The 19,506-nt window shown below is 44.3% G+C and carries 15 protein-coding genes; 10 read left to right on the top strand and 5 right to left on the bottom strand.

The genetic code is table 11. From position 1 onward, the window contains the following. Positions 1-38: 38 nt before the first annotated feature. Positions 39-935: a LysR family transcriptional regulator gene (locus tag BKE30_RS07285; protein WP_076877947.1), complete on the bottom strand. Its 897-nt coding sequence runs from the start codon at positions 933-935 to the stop codon at positions 39-41. 156 nt (positions 936-1,091) lie between these two features. Here BKE30_RS07285 and BKE30_RS07280 point away from each other — a divergent pair, with 156 nt between their 5' ends. The 10 genes from BKE30_RS07280 to BKE30_RS07235 all read left to right on the top strand — a co-directional run bounded on the left by BKE30_RS07280 (position 1,092) and on the right by BKE30_RS07235 (position 14,490). Continuing rightward, the gene (locus BKE30_RS07280; protein WP_076877946.1) at positions 1,092-1,943 is read left to right on the top strand and encodes an aldo/keto reductase; all 852 of its coding nucleotides are present in this window, start codon (positions 1,092-1,094) and stop codon (positions 1,941-1,943) included. Positions 1,944-2,016: 73 nt separating this feature from the next. Beyond that, positions 2,017-3,099: an alpha/beta hydrolase gene (locus BKE30_RS07275; protein WP_076877945.1), complete on the top strand. Its 1,083-nt coding sequence runs from the start codon at positions 2,017-2,019 to the stop codon at positions 3,097-3,099. Positions 3,100-3,116: 17 nt separating this feature from the next. Further along, positions 3,117-4,253 (top strand): cupin domain-containing carboxymuconolactone decarboxylase family protein, encoded by a 1,137-nt coding sequence (locus tag BKE30_RS07270; RefSeq protein ID WP_076877944.1) that lies wholly within the window; start codon positions 3,117-3,119, stop codon positions 4,251-4,253. A gap of 92 nt (positions 4,254-4,345) precedes the next feature. After that, positions 4,346-5,371, top strand: a complete 1,026-nt coding sequence (locus tag BKE30_RS07265; RefSeq protein WP_264754293.1) for an alpha/beta hydrolase — start codon at positions 4,346-4,348, stop codon at positions 5,369-5,371. A 523-nt stretch (positions 5,372-5,894) separates the two neighbouring features. After that, positions 5,895-6,095, top strand: coding sequence for a hypothetical protein (locus BKE30_RS07260; RefSeq protein ID WP_143253679.1), 201 nt, complete (start codon positions 5,895-5,897; stop codon positions 6,093-6,095). 32 nt (positions 6,096-6,127) lie between these two features. Continuing rightward, the gene (locus BKE30_RS07255) at positions 6,128-6,298 is read left to right on the top strand and encodes a helix-turn-helix domain-containing protein (RefSeq protein WP_158073170.1); all 171 of its coding nucleotides are present in this window, start codon (positions 6,128-6,130) and stop codon (positions 6,296-6,298) included. 153 nt (positions 6,299-6,451) lie between these two features. After that, positions 6,452-7,309, top strand: a complete 858-nt coding sequence (locus BKE30_RS07250) for a DUF6502 family protein (RefSeq protein ID WP_076878005.1) — start codon at positions 6,452-6,454, stop codon at positions 7,307-7,309. A gap of 184 nt (positions 7,310-7,493) precedes the next feature. After that, positions 7,494-8,195: a hypothetical protein gene (locus BKE30_RS07245; RefSeq protein ID WP_076877941.1), complete on the top strand. Its 702-nt coding sequence runs from the start codon at positions 7,494-7,496 to the stop codon at positions 8,193-8,195. A 191-nt stretch (positions 8,196-8,386) separates the two neighbouring features. Next, on the top strand, positions 8,387-14,032 hold the full coding sequence (locus tag BKE30_RS07240; RefSeq protein WP_083698479.1) for an ESPR-type extended signal peptide-containing protein: 5,646 nt from the start codon (positions 8,387-8,389) through the stop codon (positions 14,030-14,032). A gap of 65 nt (positions 14,033-14,097) precedes the next feature. Then, positions 14,098-14,490, top strand: coding sequence for an outer membrane protein assembly factor BamE (locus BKE30_RS07235; RefSeq protein WP_076877939.1), 393 nt, complete (start codon positions 14,098-14,100; stop codon positions 14,488-14,490). Between the two features lie 612 nt (positions 14,491-15,102). Here BKE30_RS07235 and chrA read toward each other — a convergent pair. The 4 genes from chrA to mmsB form a co-directional block, all read right to left on the bottom strand. Beyond that, the gene (gene chrA, locus BKE30_RS07230; RefSeq protein WP_076877938.1) at positions 15,103-16,473 is read right to left on the bottom strand and encodes a chromate efflux transporter; all 1,371 of its coding nucleotides are present in this window, start codon (positions 16,471-16,473) and stop codon (positions 15,103-15,105) included. A gap of 315 nt (positions 16,474-16,788) precedes the next feature. Continuing rightward, a complete protein-coding gene (locus BKE30_RS07225) occupies positions 16,789-17,082 on the bottom strand; it encodes a hypothetical protein (protein WP_076877937.1) in 294 nt (97 codons plus the stop codon). A 109-nt stretch (positions 17,083-17,191) separates the two neighbouring features. After that, entirely contained in the window at positions 17,192-18,001 is an 810-nt protein-coding gene (locus BKE30_RS07220) for a metal-dependent hydrolase (protein ID WP_076877936.1), read from the bottom strand. 570 nt (positions 18,002-18,571) lie between these two features. Beyond that, positions 18,572-19,483 carry a 3-hydroxyisobutyrate dehydrogenase gene (gene mmsB, locus BKE30_RS07210; protein WP_076877934.1) on the bottom strand — a complete coding sequence of 304 codons (912 nt, stop codon included), beginning with the start codon at positions 19,481-19,483 and terminating at the stop codon, positions 18,572-18,574. Positions 19,484-19,506 lie beyond the last annotated feature (23 nt).

The raw sequence follows: 19,506 nt of genomic DNA, 5'->3' as shown, positions 1-19,506 counted from the left end.
TCTGAATGTGGATTTGATCCGCATCAAAATTTATTGAATTATCTAAGCCGTAAAGCCTCAACCAATAGCCGAAACAATGGCGAGGATTCACGGCGACTTGGATAATACATATAGTAGCTAGAATAACTGATATCCCAATCTTCTAATAAAGTGACAAGATCACCTTTCAATAGTTCGGATTCAACCATGGCTTTAGGCAACCAGGTGATGCCTATTCCATCCAGAGCTGCCTTAACTTTAAGCCGTGCATGACTGACCACCATAGAAAATTCAGGGCGTATGGAAATCATGTCTGCGCGGTTTGCTTTAACCTTAAATTCCCATGGCATGATGTGCTCATGGGTGGGTAAACGCATCCCAATACAGCGATGTTGATAGAGGTCATCAGGCGCTTTGGGGATACCGTGTGTTTTTAAATAATCAGGTGAGGCAACCGTGATCATCTGTAAGGTTTCACTAACCTGCACAGCAATCATGTCTTTATCTACTTTATTTCCTAACCGGATACCAATGTCATAGCGGTCTTTAACAATGTCTGAAAACGCGTAATCAGTGGTGATTTCTAGCTGGATATCAGGATAATCCTGAGCAAATTTAACCAGTTTATCCCACAGTAAAAAACTGATCACATATTCGGTGCCATTAATTCTAAGCTTACCTTGGGGTGAATTGCGAAATTCGTTGAGGTTATATAACTTTTGCTCAATCCCGGTAATAAGTGGCTCAATATCATTTAAGAGCTGTTCACCTTCCTGCGTGAGGGAAACACTGCGGGTGGTACGATGCAGTAATTTAATCCCAAGCCGTTGCTCCAGCATTTTGATGGTATAACTAAGTGCTGATTGGGAGACACCCAGTTGTCCAGCCGCTTTGGTAAAACTACCAGTGTGTGCCACAACAATAAAAGCTTTTAAATCATCAAGATTTTCTGACACGGCTTGACTCACTATAATGATGTTTTTGTTAATAGAATGTAATTAATCAAAAAAACATATAAATGTAATCGAAAAAGCCTACTTAATCCATCTACCCTGATCAGCGTATAGTTATTTTTTAACCAATACGGCATAACGTGTGGTGAGGGATTCAAGATGAAAACGATTCAATTAAATAATCATGTTGAAATGCCCGTGTTGGGTTTTGGCGTATTTCAAATGACCGATCCTGTCGAGTGTGAGCAAGCCGTACTGCATGCCATTGAAGCGGGTTATCGTTTAATTGATACCGCAGCTTCCTATCAAAATGAAACTCAGGTTGGTAACGCGCTTCGTGAAAGCCAGCTTGCTCGTAATGAATTATTTGTTACCACCAAGCTGTGGCTACAGGATACCCATTACGAAGGCGCGAAAGCACAATTTGAACGCTCTCTTAACCGCTTGCAACTGGATTACATTGACCTTTACCTGATTCATCAACCCATCGGTGATGTGCATGGGGCATGGCGTGCCATGGAAGAGCTATATCAGGCAGGGAAAATCCGTGCCATTGGTGTGAGTAATTTTCACCCTGACCGTTTAGCTGATCTGATGGCCTTTAATACCGTTAAACCAGCCGTTAACCAAGTGGAAGTGAATCCCTTTAACCAGCAATTGCATGCTGTACCGTGGATGAAAGCGCATGATATTCAGCCTGAAGCATGGGCACCTTTTGCCGAAGGCCGTAATAACCTGTTTGGTCAGCCTGTATTAACCGCGATTGGAAAAAAATATGGCAAATCTGTGGGACAGGTGGTGCTGCGCTGGTTAGTACAACGCGGCGTTGTTGCCCTTGCCAAGTCTGTGCGCAAGGAACGCATGCTGGAAAATATTGACGTTCTGGATTTTGAACTCTCAGCAGAAGACATGAATCAGATTACTGCCCTGGATACGGCAACCAGTGCGTTCTTTTCCCATCGTGATCCGGCCATGATTGAATGGCTGGCCAGTCGAAAACTGGATGTCTAACTATTAATCATTTTATTTAAGCGTTAGCTATTAAATACTTTTCAGTTGTTTGATTCTGAAACACGGAGTGATTATGAAATTTTTACAGCATGTTTTAATGTTAGCCGTGATTGGTGCTTCTGGTTCAGCCGTGGCAGAAACCAAAAAAGATAATCCGTTTGGCTTGGTTTATGGGGACGCCATTACCCAAAATGTTGCAGGTCAGGTCAATATTTATCCTGTCAGCTATAAACTCAATGGTCTGGATATTGCCGCCAATGTCTACACCCCGCCCAATTATGACCCTGCTAAAAAGTATCCGGCCATTGTGGTTGCCCATCCCAATGGTGGCGTAAAAGAACAGGTGGCTGGTTTATATGCCCAGCGGTTAGCTGAAAAAGGCTATATCACCATTACTGCGGATGCCGCATATCAGGGCGCAAGCAGTGGCCAGCCGCGTAATGTGGACAAGCCTGCCTATCGTATTGAAGACATTCATGGCATGGCGGACTTTATCACCCAATATGCCGGGGTTGATGAAAATCGTTTAGGTCTGTTGGGCATTTGCGGTGGTGGCGGATACTCGCTGGCCGCAGCACAAACCGACAAACGCTTTAAATCAATTGCCACATTAAGCATGTTTAATTCTGGCCGGGTTCGTCGTAACGGCTATCAGGATTCACAACTGGACACTATTCAACAGCGTTTAAAGCGAGCGTCTGAGGCCCGCGCTCAGGAAGTGAAAGGCAAGGCTATTCCTAAGCGTACTCATGAAATGACTGGTGGGAATATTCTTTATGCAGGTGATGCCAATCTGACAGACGAGCAAATTGCGGCATTGCCGTTTGATTTGTACCGTCAGGGTTACGAGTATTACTGGAAGACCCATGCCCATTCAAATGCAACTTTTAAATACACCATGAGTAGCCTGCTTGACCTGATGCGCTGGGATGCTACTGACCATATTGAGTTGATCAACCAGCCACTGCTGATGATTGCAGGCAGCAAGGCCGATAGTCTGTATATGTCTGAAGATGCCTTTGCCAAAGCAACCGGGACAAAGGATAAAGCGTTATTTAAGATCCCCAATGCCACGCATATTGAAACCTACTGGGTGCCTGAGTATGTCGATCAGGCAGTCAATAAACTGGTTCCTTTCTATGGCAAGCATTTATAAGTAAAGTGGAATTTAGCATGACGCATAAATCACTAAAAGCAGCATTAATTCTTACTTCATTGTCTGGCCATATACTGGCAGAAGAGCAGGCCAGACAACAGATTACTAAAGTCAATCAACAGGTAAGTCAGCAGGCACCGGCAAATAACTTTTCAGGCCAGGCAAATTTTTCCCGTTTCCCTGTTATGCCCTCACAAGGTAATGTTGCACCAGCGATCGTCAATTTTGCAGCAGGTACAATTACCAACTGGCATATCCATCCGCAGGGGCAGTATTTAATTGTGACTGAGGGTGAGGGACGTACTCAGGAATGGGGCAAGCCGATACAGACCATTCACAAGGGTGATACTATCTGGTGTCCGCCCGGTGTTAAGCACTGGCATGGGGCAAGTGAACATAGCCCCATGTCACATATTGCTATTTCACCTGTAGCAACTGATGGCAAAAGTGCGACATGGCTGGAAAGAGTGAATTTGCCGATTCAACCACAAGCATCTGTACAGTCCAAAGCAAACTCACCTGTGGTATTAAGCCAAAGACAACTCAGCCTGATTCCAATTGCTGCCTTTAATGCCACAGGCAATCTTGAACAGCTTAAAACTGCATTGATTCAAGCTTTGGAAAGTGGTTTAACAGTGAATGAAATCAAGGAATTATTTGCCCATCAATATGCCTATGCAGGTTTTCCCCGTGCGTTAAATGGCATGCTAACTTTTAAAAGCCTGCTTGAAGAACGTGAGAAACAAGGCATCAAGGATATACAAGGTGCAATGCCAAGTAACTTGCCAAGCAATACTGATTATTATCAAATGGGTATAGAGCGGCTCGCTTATCTCAACAAAACCTCTATCGAAGCCAATACAAAACCACTATTTGATAATTTCTCACCGACGATGGATTACGCTTTAAAGGCCCATTTGTTTGGTTATCTGTTTAGCCGGGATAATTTATCGCCTTTAGAGCGTGAATTGGCGGTGGTCAGTACTTTATCAGCATTCGGTGATGTCAATGCCCAATTACGTTCACATTTAAGAATTACCCGAAATTTGGGTGTCGATCAAACTCAAATGCAAAAAATCATAAGCACTTTACGGCAAGCCATAGGAGATGATTTGGCAAAGAATGCCCAAGGTGTTTTACAGCAACTACAATAATTGAGAGCTAGAAAAAAATGATCAATACCACATTCATATTCAGAACTACGCTGATGTCGATCTGCCTTGCCGGGATTATGTCAGGCTGTTCAATGAATCCAAACAAGCCAGCCGCTCTGACCATTGCCCAGCAAGGTAATTTTGCTGCGGGTGGGAAAATCATTACCAGTGAAGGTAATTTTGACGACAAGCAGTTATTTAAGCCTGCTGGCCAAACATTACATGGCGATCATGCATCGGTCTTTTATCAAATTCCTGAAAATCCGCATCCTTATCCCTTGGTCTTTCTCCATGGTGCAGGACAATCTGCCAAAACCTGGGGAACCACACCTGATGGCCGGGAGGGGTTCCAGACCATTTTCCTACGCCAACATTTTCCAGTCTATTTAGTCGACCAACCACGTCGGGGGCAGGCAGGCCAATCAACAGTTGGCGCAGAAGTGCCTGCAACCACCAACGATCAGGCATGGTTTAACATGTTCCGTCTGGGACGCTACCCCAACTTTTTTAAAGGCGTTCAATTTTCCCAAGACCCGCAAGCGTTAAACCAGTATTTCCGTCAAATGACACCCAATACTGGTGCCTATGATGAACAAGTGATTAGCGATGCGATGGTTGAAGTCTTGAAACGATCGGGGGATGCAGTATTGATTACCCATTCGCAAGGCGGTGGGCCGGGTTGGTGGACAGCCATAAAATCCAATCAGGTCAAAGGTATTGTGGCTTATGAACCCGGCAGTGGTTTTGTTTTTCCTGAACATGAATTGCCTGACCCCATGCCAAGTGCAACAGGAACATTAGCTGCAACCCCAATCAAAATGGCAGATTTCCAGAAACTGACCAAAATTCCAATCATTGTCTACTATGGCGATAATATTCCAACAGAAAAAAATGGCTATGCCGGACAGGAGAATGCTGGTCAGGATAACTGGCGTGTACGCTTAAAAATGGCACAGCTCTGGGTGGATAAAATCAACCAGCATGGTGGTCATGCCCAACTCGTACATTTACCGGATATCGGCATCTATGGTAATACCCACTTTGCTTTTTCAGATTCAAACAGTGACCAGATTGCACAGTTGTTAGTGGACTGGTTGCAGAAAAATAAACTGGACTAACCCAGCTATAAGTATTTTGAGTGATAGCTTCTGACAAGCTATAAATCACTAATTTTAATTAAAAGGGAAACTGTAAAAGTTTCCCTTTTTTCTGGTTTAAACCAATTACTTGAAATTTCTACTTAAAGAAACTGGTCAATTTATCAAACGAAATCAGATCAATTCGATCATATAAATCCACATGACCTGCATCCAGTATAATTAATAATTCTTTAGGCTGGCCAGCAAGCTTGGACGGCTATTGATAAATGATTTATGAGTTTTATGCATGAATAACGTGAGTGAGTTTGTGGATCATGAGCGTCGTGCCAAGAATACCGATCACCGACTGGAATCAGCAGGATTTGGTATTGGGAAATGATCAAACAGCCGAAGCTGGACTTGGTGGATTGATGGCAGCTTAATGTTTCTCTATAACTCCGGTTCCAGACACCTTAATCAGACTCAACTATTTTTTTACAGTTCTCTTGAATGCGATGAATTAAGCTATATGTTTTATCGATAACGACATTTTGAGGAGCTAATGATGGTGATTACAATCAAGGGTAAAAAATATAATGCACAACATATTGTCAGCATGGATTTAAACGAAGGAATGCTTTATGTCCATCTTAGCACTGGCGAGTTAGAGAAAATTGATTTTGAAGATGATCAGGAAGCAAGGCAGATTCTAAATTCTTTTGAATCTGTGTTAGGTGCAGTTTCGGCTCACACACAGATGTAGTGTTCATATGCAACATACTGGTATGGCCATTATTGAATACTGCCAGAATTCAAAAAGCTCAAGAGCTGCTGGAAACTACTAGTTTAAGTTTTAAAGCCATTGTCTGGCAGGTGGGTTATCAGGGTAGTTTATCCTTTAATAAGATTTTCACTAAAACTATTGGCCTTACCGCTACAGAATATCAAAAACGCTTTAAAAGTTAATATTAGTCAGAGAAAGCTATCAAATTATATTGTTTCGTATCATGTTCTCGGAGCGATAATTATACTATGCTATTGTTTTAAGCAGTTTAATAGTTCATGTATTTGATTTTTAGCGTGTCTATTCTATAGCTTAATTTAGCATCTATGAAGCTTATGGGAAAACTATTGAAAAGTACTTTAGTTAAAGAAGATAGCCTATTGTTAGCACATGGTTTATCGCATGAAGCAGAAACAACTTTAGAGCATGCTCTCATGATCATGCAGGAGCTGGCACGCTGGCTGATTAAGTCTGGTATAGGTTATACGGAGTTTTCTGCGGTTCTAAAACCTATTTTTTATAATGAAGCCATCCGGGAAATTGAAAGGCTCAACCAGAAAAAAACAGACTCATCAATTAGCCTGCTTTCTGGACTTAATAGACGGGATATCAGCACATTACGACATAATAATAATGATGTGCACCAGCTAATTCATCATTTTGCAGAACCTGCGTCGGTAATTAGTGTACCTGCCAGGGTGGTGGGAATATGGGTAAATGATGGCTTACCCCAAAGCATTCCCGTGTCTGGTCATGAAGTGAGTTTTGAAAATCTAGTCAGGAAAGTATCTACAGAAAAGCATCCCCGTTCAATTTTATTGGAGTTAAAGCGCATAGGGATAGTAAAAGAAGAAAACGACCGGGTTATATTGCAGGCAAATAGTTTTACACCATCTCCAGAAAATGATGAGTTAAAACAGATGTTTGTAGCAAACATCACTGATCATCTGGCAGCAGGGATTCATAATATTGTTGAAAAGGAAAATAAGTTTTTAGAGCAAGCAATTTTTGCGGATGAATTAACCCTGAAATCAATCCAGCACTTAAAAGAAACCAGCATGAAATTGTGGAATGAGATGTCCAGGCAGATTCTAGCGGAGGCAATTGATTGCTGTAAGCAGGATGAAGGTAGGCAGGATGCTACTCTTAATTTCAGGCTCGGAATCTTCCAATATGATGATAGTGATGAGTAAGCGTCTATTGATTCAAAAGTTATTATAAAAATTGCTTCAATTATAAGCCTGTAGCTTTTAATTGAATAAAAAGAACGGCGATACTGATAAATGATCTTTGGTTAATACTCTTGATCTATTTCATTAGATAACTGATTAATAGGCATTAATTTTAAGTTAATTGAATATATAGCTGGAAAAAGTCATGCAGGGCATAAAGCTTTATTTCTTGGTTTGTGGTGTCTTAATTTTATCTGGCTGTGGAGATGAATTTTCGACTGCTGGTGTAAGTCTGGGAGGTTCTGGTACCGGCTATCCTCAACCACAGCCTCCTATAGATATTCCAACCGTGCCAGAACCGTCGCCACCGTCACCTGTTACGCCGTCACCACCACCACCTGTGACGCCGGCGCCGCCACCACCGCCTATTATTTCTAAGTTTAAATTCCTTAATCCTGGTGCAATCAAGCAGAGCTGCAATGGTGTCGAGCGCTTGATTCAGTTTGAAAACATTGAGACAGGTGAATTACTGGCAGAGAATATCCATGAAGCAATTTTGCCACAGCCTAATATCAATTCTAATAATATGGCAGCGCGCATAACGGTTTGTAATGTAATGCCAGAAGTGCGATTTGAGCACATAAACTCATGCACCAGTCCGATTAAGTTACTGGATTTTAAGGGCAGTTTAGTACCAGCGCAGACCAACTTTACTTGTCCATTAGGTGAAAGCTTAATCGTTTATCAGCCTGCTGAGTGTAAGGTGTCACGATATGAGTTTTCTGTACCTGAGCTTATGGCACAGTGGAGCTTAGCTTATGAAACGAACTACTCGAATAAAACGGCTCAAAGTGATGTGAATTCATGTTTACCCATGACTTATCGTTTTAGCATTGTCGGCGAGTAGAGGAGTTCCTATCTAACCAGTAGTTCTTCGCGCTGCTTTTGATACTATTTTAAAGGCTCCTGTTGATCAGGAGCTTTTTTTATAACTGTATGTTTAATTAAATAATAATAATTCTCAATAACTACAAAAATAATGTGCAATTTGCGCATATTAAGAATAAATATGTTCAATTTACACATATTTTGTTTAGAATGCCTTTGCTAAACGATGTTTTCTTGATTTTAGAGATGCAAACCACTTGTAAGGGTACGAGTATGAATAAGATATATAGAGTTGTCTGGAATGCTTCAATTGGAGCTTGGGTTGCGGTTTCAGAGACTGCCAAAAGTAAAACAAAAAGTCGTTCAAAAACCTCAGGGTTAGTGTCAGCTGGTATAGCAGGCATTGTACTAAGTTTCTCCTCTCAGGCTTTTGCAGAGGTTGGTACTGGCGGGGGAACAGGCACTGGTACAGCAATTTCCAGTTGCACAGGGAATACAGGCGCTACAAAACAAGCCACAGCCTCTGGCACCAATGGCGTAGCACTCGGTTGTAATAGTAATGCAGCAGCTGATTCAGGTATTCTGGATCGGCAAAATCCTTTTAACAACAGTACTGATGCCAATACAAATAATATTAAATGGAGCAGTGATAATGGCTATACAGGAGGTAGTACCGCTGTTGGTACAGGCGCAGAAGCTTCCGGACTGGCTACTGCTTTAGGTACTTATGCCAAAGCCAGCAATACAGCGGCTGTTGCCATTGGTGTTGCCGCTGCATCTACCGGTAATACCTCATTAGCGATTGGGCGTCAGTCTACTGCAACGGCTGATTACGCTCAGGCTATTGGTAATGTCTCTGCTGCAACAGGTAAGGGTTCACTGGCCGTGGGTCATTCTGCAACTGCAACTGGTTACCGCGCAATTGCTATTGGTTCGCCTGATATTGAAAATGCTGGTAGCAGTGGTAGTGGACAATCAGGAACAAATTATCAAACTACTGGTCAAACCAAAGCAACTGCCCAGGATTCGATAGCATTTGGTGGCGGTGCACAGGCCACTGCAAATAATGCACTTTCAATTGGTGCTTTTTCACAGGCCACTGCTGAAAAGTCGGTTGCTATTGGTACTGGCGCAGCAGCAACTGCTGCCAATGCCGTAGTTATTGGTGAAGGTGCCAATACCAACGTTGCAGGCGGAGTTGCACTGGGCTTAAATGCGCAGGTAACCGGCGTAAACAGTGCGGCCCTAGGCCTGAATTCTGTAGCCGAAGCACAGATCGGCTCAGCTTTTCTGACCAATACTGCTGCAACAACGCAGGGTACTGTGTCATTTGGTAATACGACGACAAAGCGCCGACTGACTAACCTGGCTGATGGCGCAGTAGCCAGTGATGCGGTTACTGTTGCGCAATTACAAAAACAAAATGATTTAAGTAATCAGCAGGGCGTTGATACCGCAGCAGCATTGGGTGGTGGTTCAACTTATGATGCAGCTACAGGCACAGTCAGTGCTCCCAGTTATACTGTGGATGGTACAACAGTAGGAAGTGTGGGCGCTGCCATTAGCAATGTTGATGCGCGCACAACAGCAAACAGCAGCAACATTACTACTTTGCAAAATCAGACCTTCAAGATTAAGGCCAATAACGACACCGCAACGGCTGTTGGTGCAGACGATACCATTAGCTTTGCTGATGGCAATAACATCAGCATCACCCGTACCGGTAATACCATTAGTGTTGCCACCTCAGCAACGCCGACGTTTACGACAGTAACTTCGACTAGTGCAGCAAGCATAGGTGGTGCTTTAACAGTTTCTGGCGGTGCTACGGTAGGTGGCGCGCTAACCATAACAGGTATTGCCAACTTAAATGGCGGTGCCAACCTAAATGGCAATCGCTTAACCAATGTTGGTGATGCTACTGCTGGAACTGATGCCGTTAATTTGAATCAGCTGACAACTGCCCTGGCTGGCGCAGGCAATGCTGATGCACTGGGTCAAAGTACCGCTACTCATTTAGGTGGTGGTGCAACCTATAATCAGACTTTAGGTACAGTGAACGCACCAACCTATACCTTAGATGATGGCAGCAATGCAGGTAAAACTGCTGACTTTAGTAATGTTGGTGCTGCACTGGGCAATCTGGATGGTCGTGTTACGACCAACACAGCGGATATTGCTGACCTGGCTTCTGGCAAAACTGGTTTAGTACAGCAAGCCAATAATACTGCTGGCATTACTGTTGGTGCAGCAACAGGCGGTACTAGTGTTAACTTTGTAGGGGTTGATGGCAATCGCCAGTTAACTGGTATTGCTGATGGCAATATTGCTATAGGTTCAACTGATGCAGTGACAGGTAATCAGTTAAATACTACAAATATCAATGTTAGCAATGCTCAGGTTACGGCTAATACTGCTTTGGTTCAGGCCAATAAAGGTTTCAATGTTACGGCTGAAGGTGCTGGTTCAACAAATGTAGAACCAGGTAGTACCGTTGATTTTGCTTCCGCAGATGGCAATGTCGTTATTGCTAATAATAAAAATAACCTGACATTTGACCTGGCTAAAAACATTACGCTTGATTCAGTAACTCTTGGTGGTACGACACTTGAAAGCACTGGTTTAACAATTAGCGGTGGGCCTGGTATCACTGTTGATGGTATTGATGCTGGCGGCAAAATAATTGCCAATATCGCTGATGGTACCAAAGCAGATGATGCAGTTAATCTGGGCCAATTAAATGCCGTTACTGCGACTACTAATGCCAAGACTGATGCGTTAGGTAATAGCACAGCAGCCAATTTAGGCGGTGGTGCAGCTTATGACAAGACAACAGGTGCAGTCAGCGCGCCAGATTATGTACTGGACAATGGCAACAATGATGGCAGTACATCCACCTACAACAATGTTGGTAATGCATTAGGCAATCTGGATGGCCGTACTACTAGCAACACCGCAGACATTGCTAATCTGGCCTCTGGCAAGGCAGGTCTGGTTCAACAGGCCAACAATACTGCGGCCATTACTGTTGGTGCAACTACGGGTGGCACAACGGTTAACTTTGCCGGTACTGATGGTAACCGTCAGTTAACGGGGATTGCCGATGGTACCAGTGTCAATGATGCAGCAACATTTGGCCAGTTAGCCTCAACAGCAGCCAGTACAGCGGCTGCCCTGGGTACAACCGCCAATGCAGATGGCACCCTTGTGACACCAGCATACAATGTCGCTGGGGGTACATCAGACAACGTAAAAGATGCACTGGAAGCGCTGGATACAGCCAATCAGGATCTGTCTGCTGGCGCCGTACAGTATGAGCGTAATCTGGATGGTAGCGTAAATTATGACCGCGTTACCCTAAATGGTACTAATGGTACTGTGCTGGGTAATGTGGCTTCTGGTGAAATCAGTGCAACTTCTACCGAGGGGGTTAATGGTAGCCAGATTCATGCAGCCAACACCTCTATTGCCAGCGCACTGGGTGGCAACAGCACCGTAAATGCAGATGGTACGCTAAGCGCCCCAACCTATACACTGGATGACGGTATGAATATCGGCACCACTGCTGACTTTAATAATGTTGGCGATGCGTTAGGCAATCTGGATGGCCGTACTAGCATCAACACCGCAGATATTGCTGATCTGGCCAGTAACATCAGTAACGGTGCTATTGGTCTGGTACAGCAAGCGAATAACACCGCAGAAATTACCGTTGGCAAGGATTCTCTAGGTACAAGCATTAGCTTTGCCAATGCCAATGGTGATGCACGTCAGTTAACCGACGTTGCCAATGGTATAGATGCTACTGATGCGGCCAACATGCAACAGCTAACAGACCTGACCACAGCGCTGGGTGGTAATATTGATCCAAACACAGGTGCGATTATTGCACCAGAGTACAATGTCAATCATTACAGCATTGACCCAAATACCGGCATGATGGTTATTACCCCATCTGTGGTCAACAATGTCGGTGATGCGCTAAACAGTATTGGTGGCCAGATTAACAACCTGCAAACCAGCGACATTGGGATTAAATACTTCCGCACTAATTCTACGCAGAGTGATGCCGTAGCGCTGGGTGAGGACAGTATTGCCATTGGGCCTGTTTCAGCAGCAGAGCAGCAGGGCAACCGCACTATTTCCATGGGTGTGGATGCCAGCAGTGCAGCAAATAGTGCCATCGCCATTGGGGATGGTGCCACTATTGCACAGGGTGCTGATCAAAGTATTGCCATTGGTAATGGCGCGCAGGTAAATGGTGAGCAGTCCATCAGCATTGGTACCGGTAACATCGTGAACGGTGACCGTTCCGGTGCAATTGGTGACCCAAGCATTATTAATGGTAGTGACAGTTATTCGGTGGGTAATAACAATACCGTAAATAGCAATGACACCTTTGCACTGGGTAATAACATCACAGCAACTGTTGATGGTTCTGTTGTGCTGGGTTCCAGTTCTGCGGCAACCACCGGCGCAGGTGTCGCAGGCTATGCATTGCAATCAGCAGCAGCAGCCGATCAACTTGCAATTGCGGCAACCACCAGTACCACCGGTGCTGTGGCAGTCGGTGATGCAGCTAGCGGTGTCTATCGTCAAATTACTGGTGTTGCAGCAGGTACAGAAGATTCTGATGCAGTTAACGTGGCCCAGTTAAAAGCGGTAGACAATGCCTTAGCCAGCTTAACCAGCGGTATTGGTAACGGCAGTATTGGTCTGGTACAGCAAGTGGCCAGTGGCGCGACAATTACGGTAGGCGCTGCAACTGGCGGTAAGACAGTAAACTTTGCCGGCAATGCAGGTGATCGCCAATTAACCGGTGTTGCAGCCAGTGGCCAAAATAATGCTGCTGCTACTGTAGGCCAGATTGGTGCCCTTGCTGGTGCACTGGGTGGCGGTGCTACTGTGAATGCGGATGGCACCCTGACCGCTCCAACCTACAATATACAGGGCGGCACACAGGGTAATGTGGGTGATGCACTGGGTGCGTTAGACACTGCACTAAATGATGTTAGAAGTGCCAATCAGTCGCTGAATAACGCTGCGGTTCAGTATGATAAAAATACAGATGGCACCGTGAACAAGGGCCAGATTACGCTGGGTGGTGGTGCTAATGGCACGACATTGACCAATGTTAAAGATGGTGCGCTGACAGCTGGTAGTAAGGATGCAGTCAATGGTGGCCAGCTGTTTGAAACCAATCAACAGGTTAGTAATCTGGCCAGCCAGATTAGCAACGGTACAGTTGGTCTGGTACAGCAGGCGGCTAACAATGCACAGGTTACTGTGGCAGCCGGTACAGGTGGTACATCAGTAAACATGGCGGGTACCGCAGGTAACCGTACAGTTACTGGGGTTCAGTCTGGTGCCGTAACCGCAACCAGCAGTGATGCCATTAATGGTTCGCAGCTTCATGCATCTAATACCAGGGTAGCCAGCGCGCTGGGTGGTGGTGCCGCAGTGGATGCCAGCGGCAACCTCACAGCGCCGACTTATCAGGTCGCAGGTGAAACAGCCAGCAACGTGGGTGATGCCTTAACTAAGCTTGATAACCAAAACACGGCACTGGGCAACCGACTGGATCAGGCGTTCTACCGTACTAATGAGCGCATTGATAAGGTTGAAAAACGTGCCAATGCTGGTATTGCAGCTGCCCTTTCCATGGAGTCTGCACCCTTTGTAGCAGGTAAGTTTACTTACTCGCTGGGTGCCGGTTTCCATGGTGGTGAAAATGCAATCGGTGCGACCTTGCGCCGCACCTCGGATAGCGGCCGCTGGAGTCTGACTGGTGGTGTTGCCACTGCGTCTGAAGGCGGAGCAAGTGCACGTATCGGTATCAGCGGTATTATCGACTAAGGCATGAAGCAGAGAGGTGGTTGGGTTGCCCAATCACCTCGTTCAACCGATTTGAGAGAAAAACCATGAAAATTATCTTAAAAACCATATTGTTGTCGGGCGTAGTTGCGCTGTCGGCCTGTAGCAGTGTTCCTATGATGACGATGCAGGAAGCCACAGTCTTCCCGAGTGTGGCCCAGAGTCATTTAAAAGCCCTGCCACGCTATGATGTCAGCCAGGTTCAAAAACTGGATATTGGCCTGAATAAGGATCAGGTCAGACATTTGCTGGGCAATCCACATTTCCGTGAAGGAATTCTTGCCACCAAAACCTGGAACTACGCCATTGGCCTGCAAACGCCAGGTAGTACCGGATACCAGAACTGCCAGCTTAGAATTGATTTTGACAAGCATAACAAGGTTCAACAGTTGCGCTGGAAAGATCAAAGCTGTGCAGGCCTTGTTAATGCCAATAATTAACTGAGCTTCTATGAATAGGAAAAAACGTAGTTCATAGAGTTAAAAGCTTTTGAGCATCATTAATGATTAAAAAGTCCTGAAATATTTCAGGACTTTTTAATCAAACTATTTTCAGTTGACAACCTTGTATAGGCCAACATTACTCTTTAGCTTAACTTATTAAAAATAATCAATGGCATGCCATTTAAATTGCTTGTGATGGGGGAGATTTGAAGTGTCAATATTTATCGTTATGTTGAATATAGTTGCAGCCATATTTTTTACCCTGAATCTATGCTGGTTAATATGGGATATTCTGGTCACTTGCAAAGTAGATAAAAATTAGATCTGCCGATTAACGCCGACTACCCAATGGTCGGCATCTGGCAAAGCACTACAGGAATAGTAACAGGCTGAGAATGCTGGGCAATTAGCAACTGTAAAAGTATAAAAATTATATAACGCTGGCATCGTAGATTTGGTAACAGTCCTGCAAGCCCGCCGGTCACAGTGACAGGCCAGTGATGCTGTTGTACAAGCCCTATGCAAACGCTGTGGCAGAGGGCAGTGGATTTAAGCTAAGCTTTTGCTAGGTAGCTATTGAACCAGTAAGCACGTGTTAACTACTACGATTTATTTGAAAAATAAGCTCACTAACAGTCCAATCACAGCACAAACAGCAATGACATGAATCACATTCTGCTTATAACGAAATAGGGCAATGGCGGCTATAATAGCAATCAAGGCAGATATCCAGTCGAAACTTCCTTCAAACCCTTGTGGCCATAATACATGATAACCAAAGAATAGCGCCAAGTTTAAAATCACCCCAACGACAGCCGCAGTAATTGCAGTAAGTGGTGCTGTAAACTTAAGATTATTATGTGTTGACTCAATCAGTGGGCCGCCACCTAAAATAAATAAAAAAGAGGGCAGGAAAGTAAACCAGGTCACAATAATAGCTGCCATCGCACCTGCTAAGAATAGATGATCTACACCAAAAACTGCCTTGGTATAACCACCAATAAAGCCAACAAATGCCACCACCATAATCAATGGGCCAGGCGTTGTTTCGCCTAAGGCCAAACCATCAATCATTTGCGTTGGATTAAGCCAGCCGTAATGCCCCACAGCGCCTTGATACACATAAGGCAAAACAGCATAAGCTCCGCCAAAGGTTAATAACGCTGCCTTGGTAAAGAACCATGCCATTTGGGTAAAAGGATGCTCCCAGCCATAGATAGCTGTTAATGATCCAATAGGTATGATCCATAAAGCCAATCCTACCAAGAGCAAGAGTACTAAACGATACCAGCGAAACTGCGCATGGGCTGGTGTCGGCGTGTCGTCATCAATGAGTGCACGCTCCGATGATTTGTTAATCTGACCATGACCTGAACCCAATAAGAATAAATCAGGAGATAGTTTACTGCCCACATATCCAATCACCGCAGCACTAAGGACAATAATTGGAAATGGAATATTCAATGCAAAGATCGCCACAAAAGATCCAGCAGCTATGGCCCATAACGCATTATTTTTTAAAGAGCGTGTGCCAATCCGATGCGCAGCATGAAACACAATTGCTGTTACCGCAGGTTTAATCCCATAAAACAGTCCTTCAACCCATGTTAAATGACCAAAAGCAATATATAGCCAAGATAAAAAGATCAGAATAAATAAGGAAGGTAATACAAATAAAACACCAGCAACAATACCGCCAATAGTGCGATGCATCAGCCAGCCTATATAAATCGCTAATTGCTGTGCTTCAGGGCCGGGCAATAGCATGCAATAATTTAAGGCATGTAAAAATCTTTTTTCGGAAATCCAGCGTTTTTGTTCCACCAGTTCCTGATGCATGATAGAAATCTGTCCAGCAGGGCCGCCAAAGCTAATAAAGCCCAGTTTTAACCAGAATACAAATGTTTGCCAGAAGCTAATCGATAAAGGTAAATCTGAGCTTTCCTCTACAGGTACATTTAATGCTATGTTGGTACTCATATTATTTTCCCCTAAAAGATGAAATACAGGCCATCCAGTGAATAGCGATTTTTAATTAATTTGGTTTTAATTTTATTAAAGTAGCAATTATATTTATAAATTTACATCTTAAATAATTATTTTTAATTTAACTGTTAATTAAAAATAATTATTAGAGCTATAGTCATAGAAACTTTGACCAAAGCTATTGGAATGATTTTTTCCTCTATATACACGAGTATTGGGTGAAAGAATCCCAATGTAATTTATTGATTTTCTGCTAAATATAAGGCTTGTGCAGCAACTTCATCCGCTGGTTTAATCGGGACAGTTTTGTCAGTAGTCCCGTGGATAAAGGGTAGGGGTGGTAAATGCTGCCAAATCTGGCCTAAAGTCAGTGGTTGTAAATGCAGTAGCACAGTGCAAGGTTGCTTTTAAACAGGCGTCCATAGCAACTTTATGTGACCAGTCTACAACTTCGTCACTGGCAGGATGTGATAATACGCCAATGCCATAGAATTTTTTGAAAAAGGTGGCAAAGAACTTGGCACGATCTTCTTTCATCTGATGGGCCATCTCATCAAACTTTTTCTGTGGTGTTCCATCCGGGTTATCCGGTGTTTTCAGCATATAAGGCACAACCGAGGAAATCAGTACAGCCTAGGCAACCTTGGCAGTGGCATAACGGCTCAGATAACGTGCGACTTCACCACCGTCCACAGAAAAGGCATGGCCATGCTTAGCTGGCTACTTTGTTATTGCGATAAAACTGATTCAATATTCCATTTTGGCCCAACAATTTTTCTTTCCATATCTTTTCTAATTCTTCGGTATCATCATTTCTAGGGTCAAAGTCTTTTTTGAGAAAATCAGGTGCCTTGGTCAGTAAAGGCCGCAAAAAACCATCCTGTCCAAAAAGTAGCTTTAAACCCTGAACAAATTCCTCACGATTCTTGTGGCTATCATGCTTATAGGCAATCACGATGGCTGCGTAGATACTGACTGGAAGTACCACACCCATGACAGCACATACGGCAATCAACCGGTTCAGCCATTGATCTTCTCCCAGCATTTTATACACATCATAACTAACTGTTTTATGTTCCAGTTCTTCCAATGCATGCCACTGCCACATGGCGAGGGTTTTAGGATCACTGAGTCGGTTTAGGTCAGCATGACTCAACCATTGTATTGCCAGATGCGCTGTTGCATGTTCCATTACCACGGTGCAGGCCAGTTGCTGAATTGGCGTTAATTTTTTAAGTAAACCCAATCCTTTGCTAATGCTTTTCACACCAGTTTCAACATCAAACCCCTTTTTGATTAAAGCCTGATTAAAACGGTCATGTTCCCTACCATGCATGGCTTCCTGTCCAACTTGTCCCTCGCTCATGTGTAAATCAAGGGCTATCGGGGTGAGCAGGCTGACTGGCATAAACTCAGATGCAATCAGTACCGCACAGCATAAAGCCATGACAAAAACTGCACCCCAGGCGGGCGCATCTAGCGGTTGTGACGTTTGCCCAGCCTGATGAGAAGAAATAGACATAATTTTTTCTGCCTTAACTGAGATAAAGCATTTCAAAAAACAGCAGTGATAAGACTTAAGAGACTAACAATTTATTTAGTGAAGGATTAGATGGCTATTGATGAATGGATTTATGAGTTTTATGCATGAATAAAAGATGCAGAAGACCATTCGTGATGCCGCCTTGAAATGAGTCAAAACAAGAGTAAAAGGTGATTTACGGAAAGCACATCTGAGACAATGCATCCTGTTTAATTAAAAGTAATACACCACAACATCGGTTCCTCACAGGGAGATATGAAAAGAACCGTAGGATGCATTCAAGCGGTCAGCAAATTGACCTTACTTTTAACAGATGCAATACAAAGCGCAGGAATACTTCCGTTTTTTGATAGTAGATACACTCTCCAACAAGACTGGCAGGTTAATTACATATAATGAAAAAAGCCTGATCAACGCGGTAATCTGGCGGAATCTTATTGATCGGGATCAGGCTGGATTACAGCAATCAAGCAACGGGTGCTGGGTTGTGCATGCTTAGGGTGATTGACAGAATCAGTATCTCAAATCCCTGAACCCCCTTTAAATCCACTAATCCTTTGTGCTGGACTGCAATAATTGCAAGATACTGGAAAAATCCAAGCTGCCAGCGCCAGCCTTGCTGTGTAAGGCATACAGGTTACGTGCCATTTCACCCAAAGGAATGCAAGCCTGAGCATTCAATGCCGTTTCGGTGGCCAAGCCTAAGTCCTTGAGCATTAAATCCACCCCAAAACCACCGCTATAACCCCGCGATGCAGGCACATTGTCCATCACACCCGGGTAGGGGTTGTATAGTTCCAGTGACCAGTTACGGCCTGAGCTTTTGACCATAATTTCGGACAATACCTGCGGGTCAAGGCCATTGGCCACGCCCAGCGCCAAGGCTTCAGCTGTGCCAATCATTTGAATGCCCAGCAGCATGTTATTGCAGATTTTGGCAGTTTGTCCGGCACCATGGGTGCCTGCATGAAAAATATTCTTGCCCATGACGCTTAAAACCGGACGCGCACGTTCCAGTGCAGTATTATCACCGCCCACAATAAAGGTCAGTGTGCCGGCAATTGCCCCTGCTGTACCACCGGAAACCGGTGCATCCAGCATGTTCAAGCCCAGTGCCGCCGCTGCTTTTGATACCGTAATGGCAGTTTGCGCGGCAATGGTACTGCAGTCAATAATTAAAGTGCCTGGGCGGATATGTGGCAACAAACCAGTTTCGCCTGAACTATTTTGACCCAGATACAAGCCTTCGACATGACGGCTGGCTGGCAGCATGGAAATGACAATATCGGCATGGCTCACCGCATCAATGGCAGAGGTTGCAACACTCGCACCTGCATCAGCCAGTGTTTCAATTGCGGCTGGCGATAAATCAAAGACGGTCAGGCGATGGCCAGCCTTTAGCAGGTTTTGCGCCATTGGCCCACCCATATTACCTAAGCCGATAAATGCAATTTGAGTCATTATTGTTCTCCCTGATCTTTAAT

The sequence above is a fragment of the Alkanindiges hydrocarboniclasticus genome (assembly GCF_001982605.1).
Classification (GTDB): domain Bacteria; phylum Pseudomonadota; class Gammaproteobacteria; order Pseudomonadales; family Moraxellaceae; genus Alkanindiges; species Alkanindiges hydrocarboniclasticus.
This window is presented reverse-complemented; position numbering and strand designations above follow the sequence as displayed.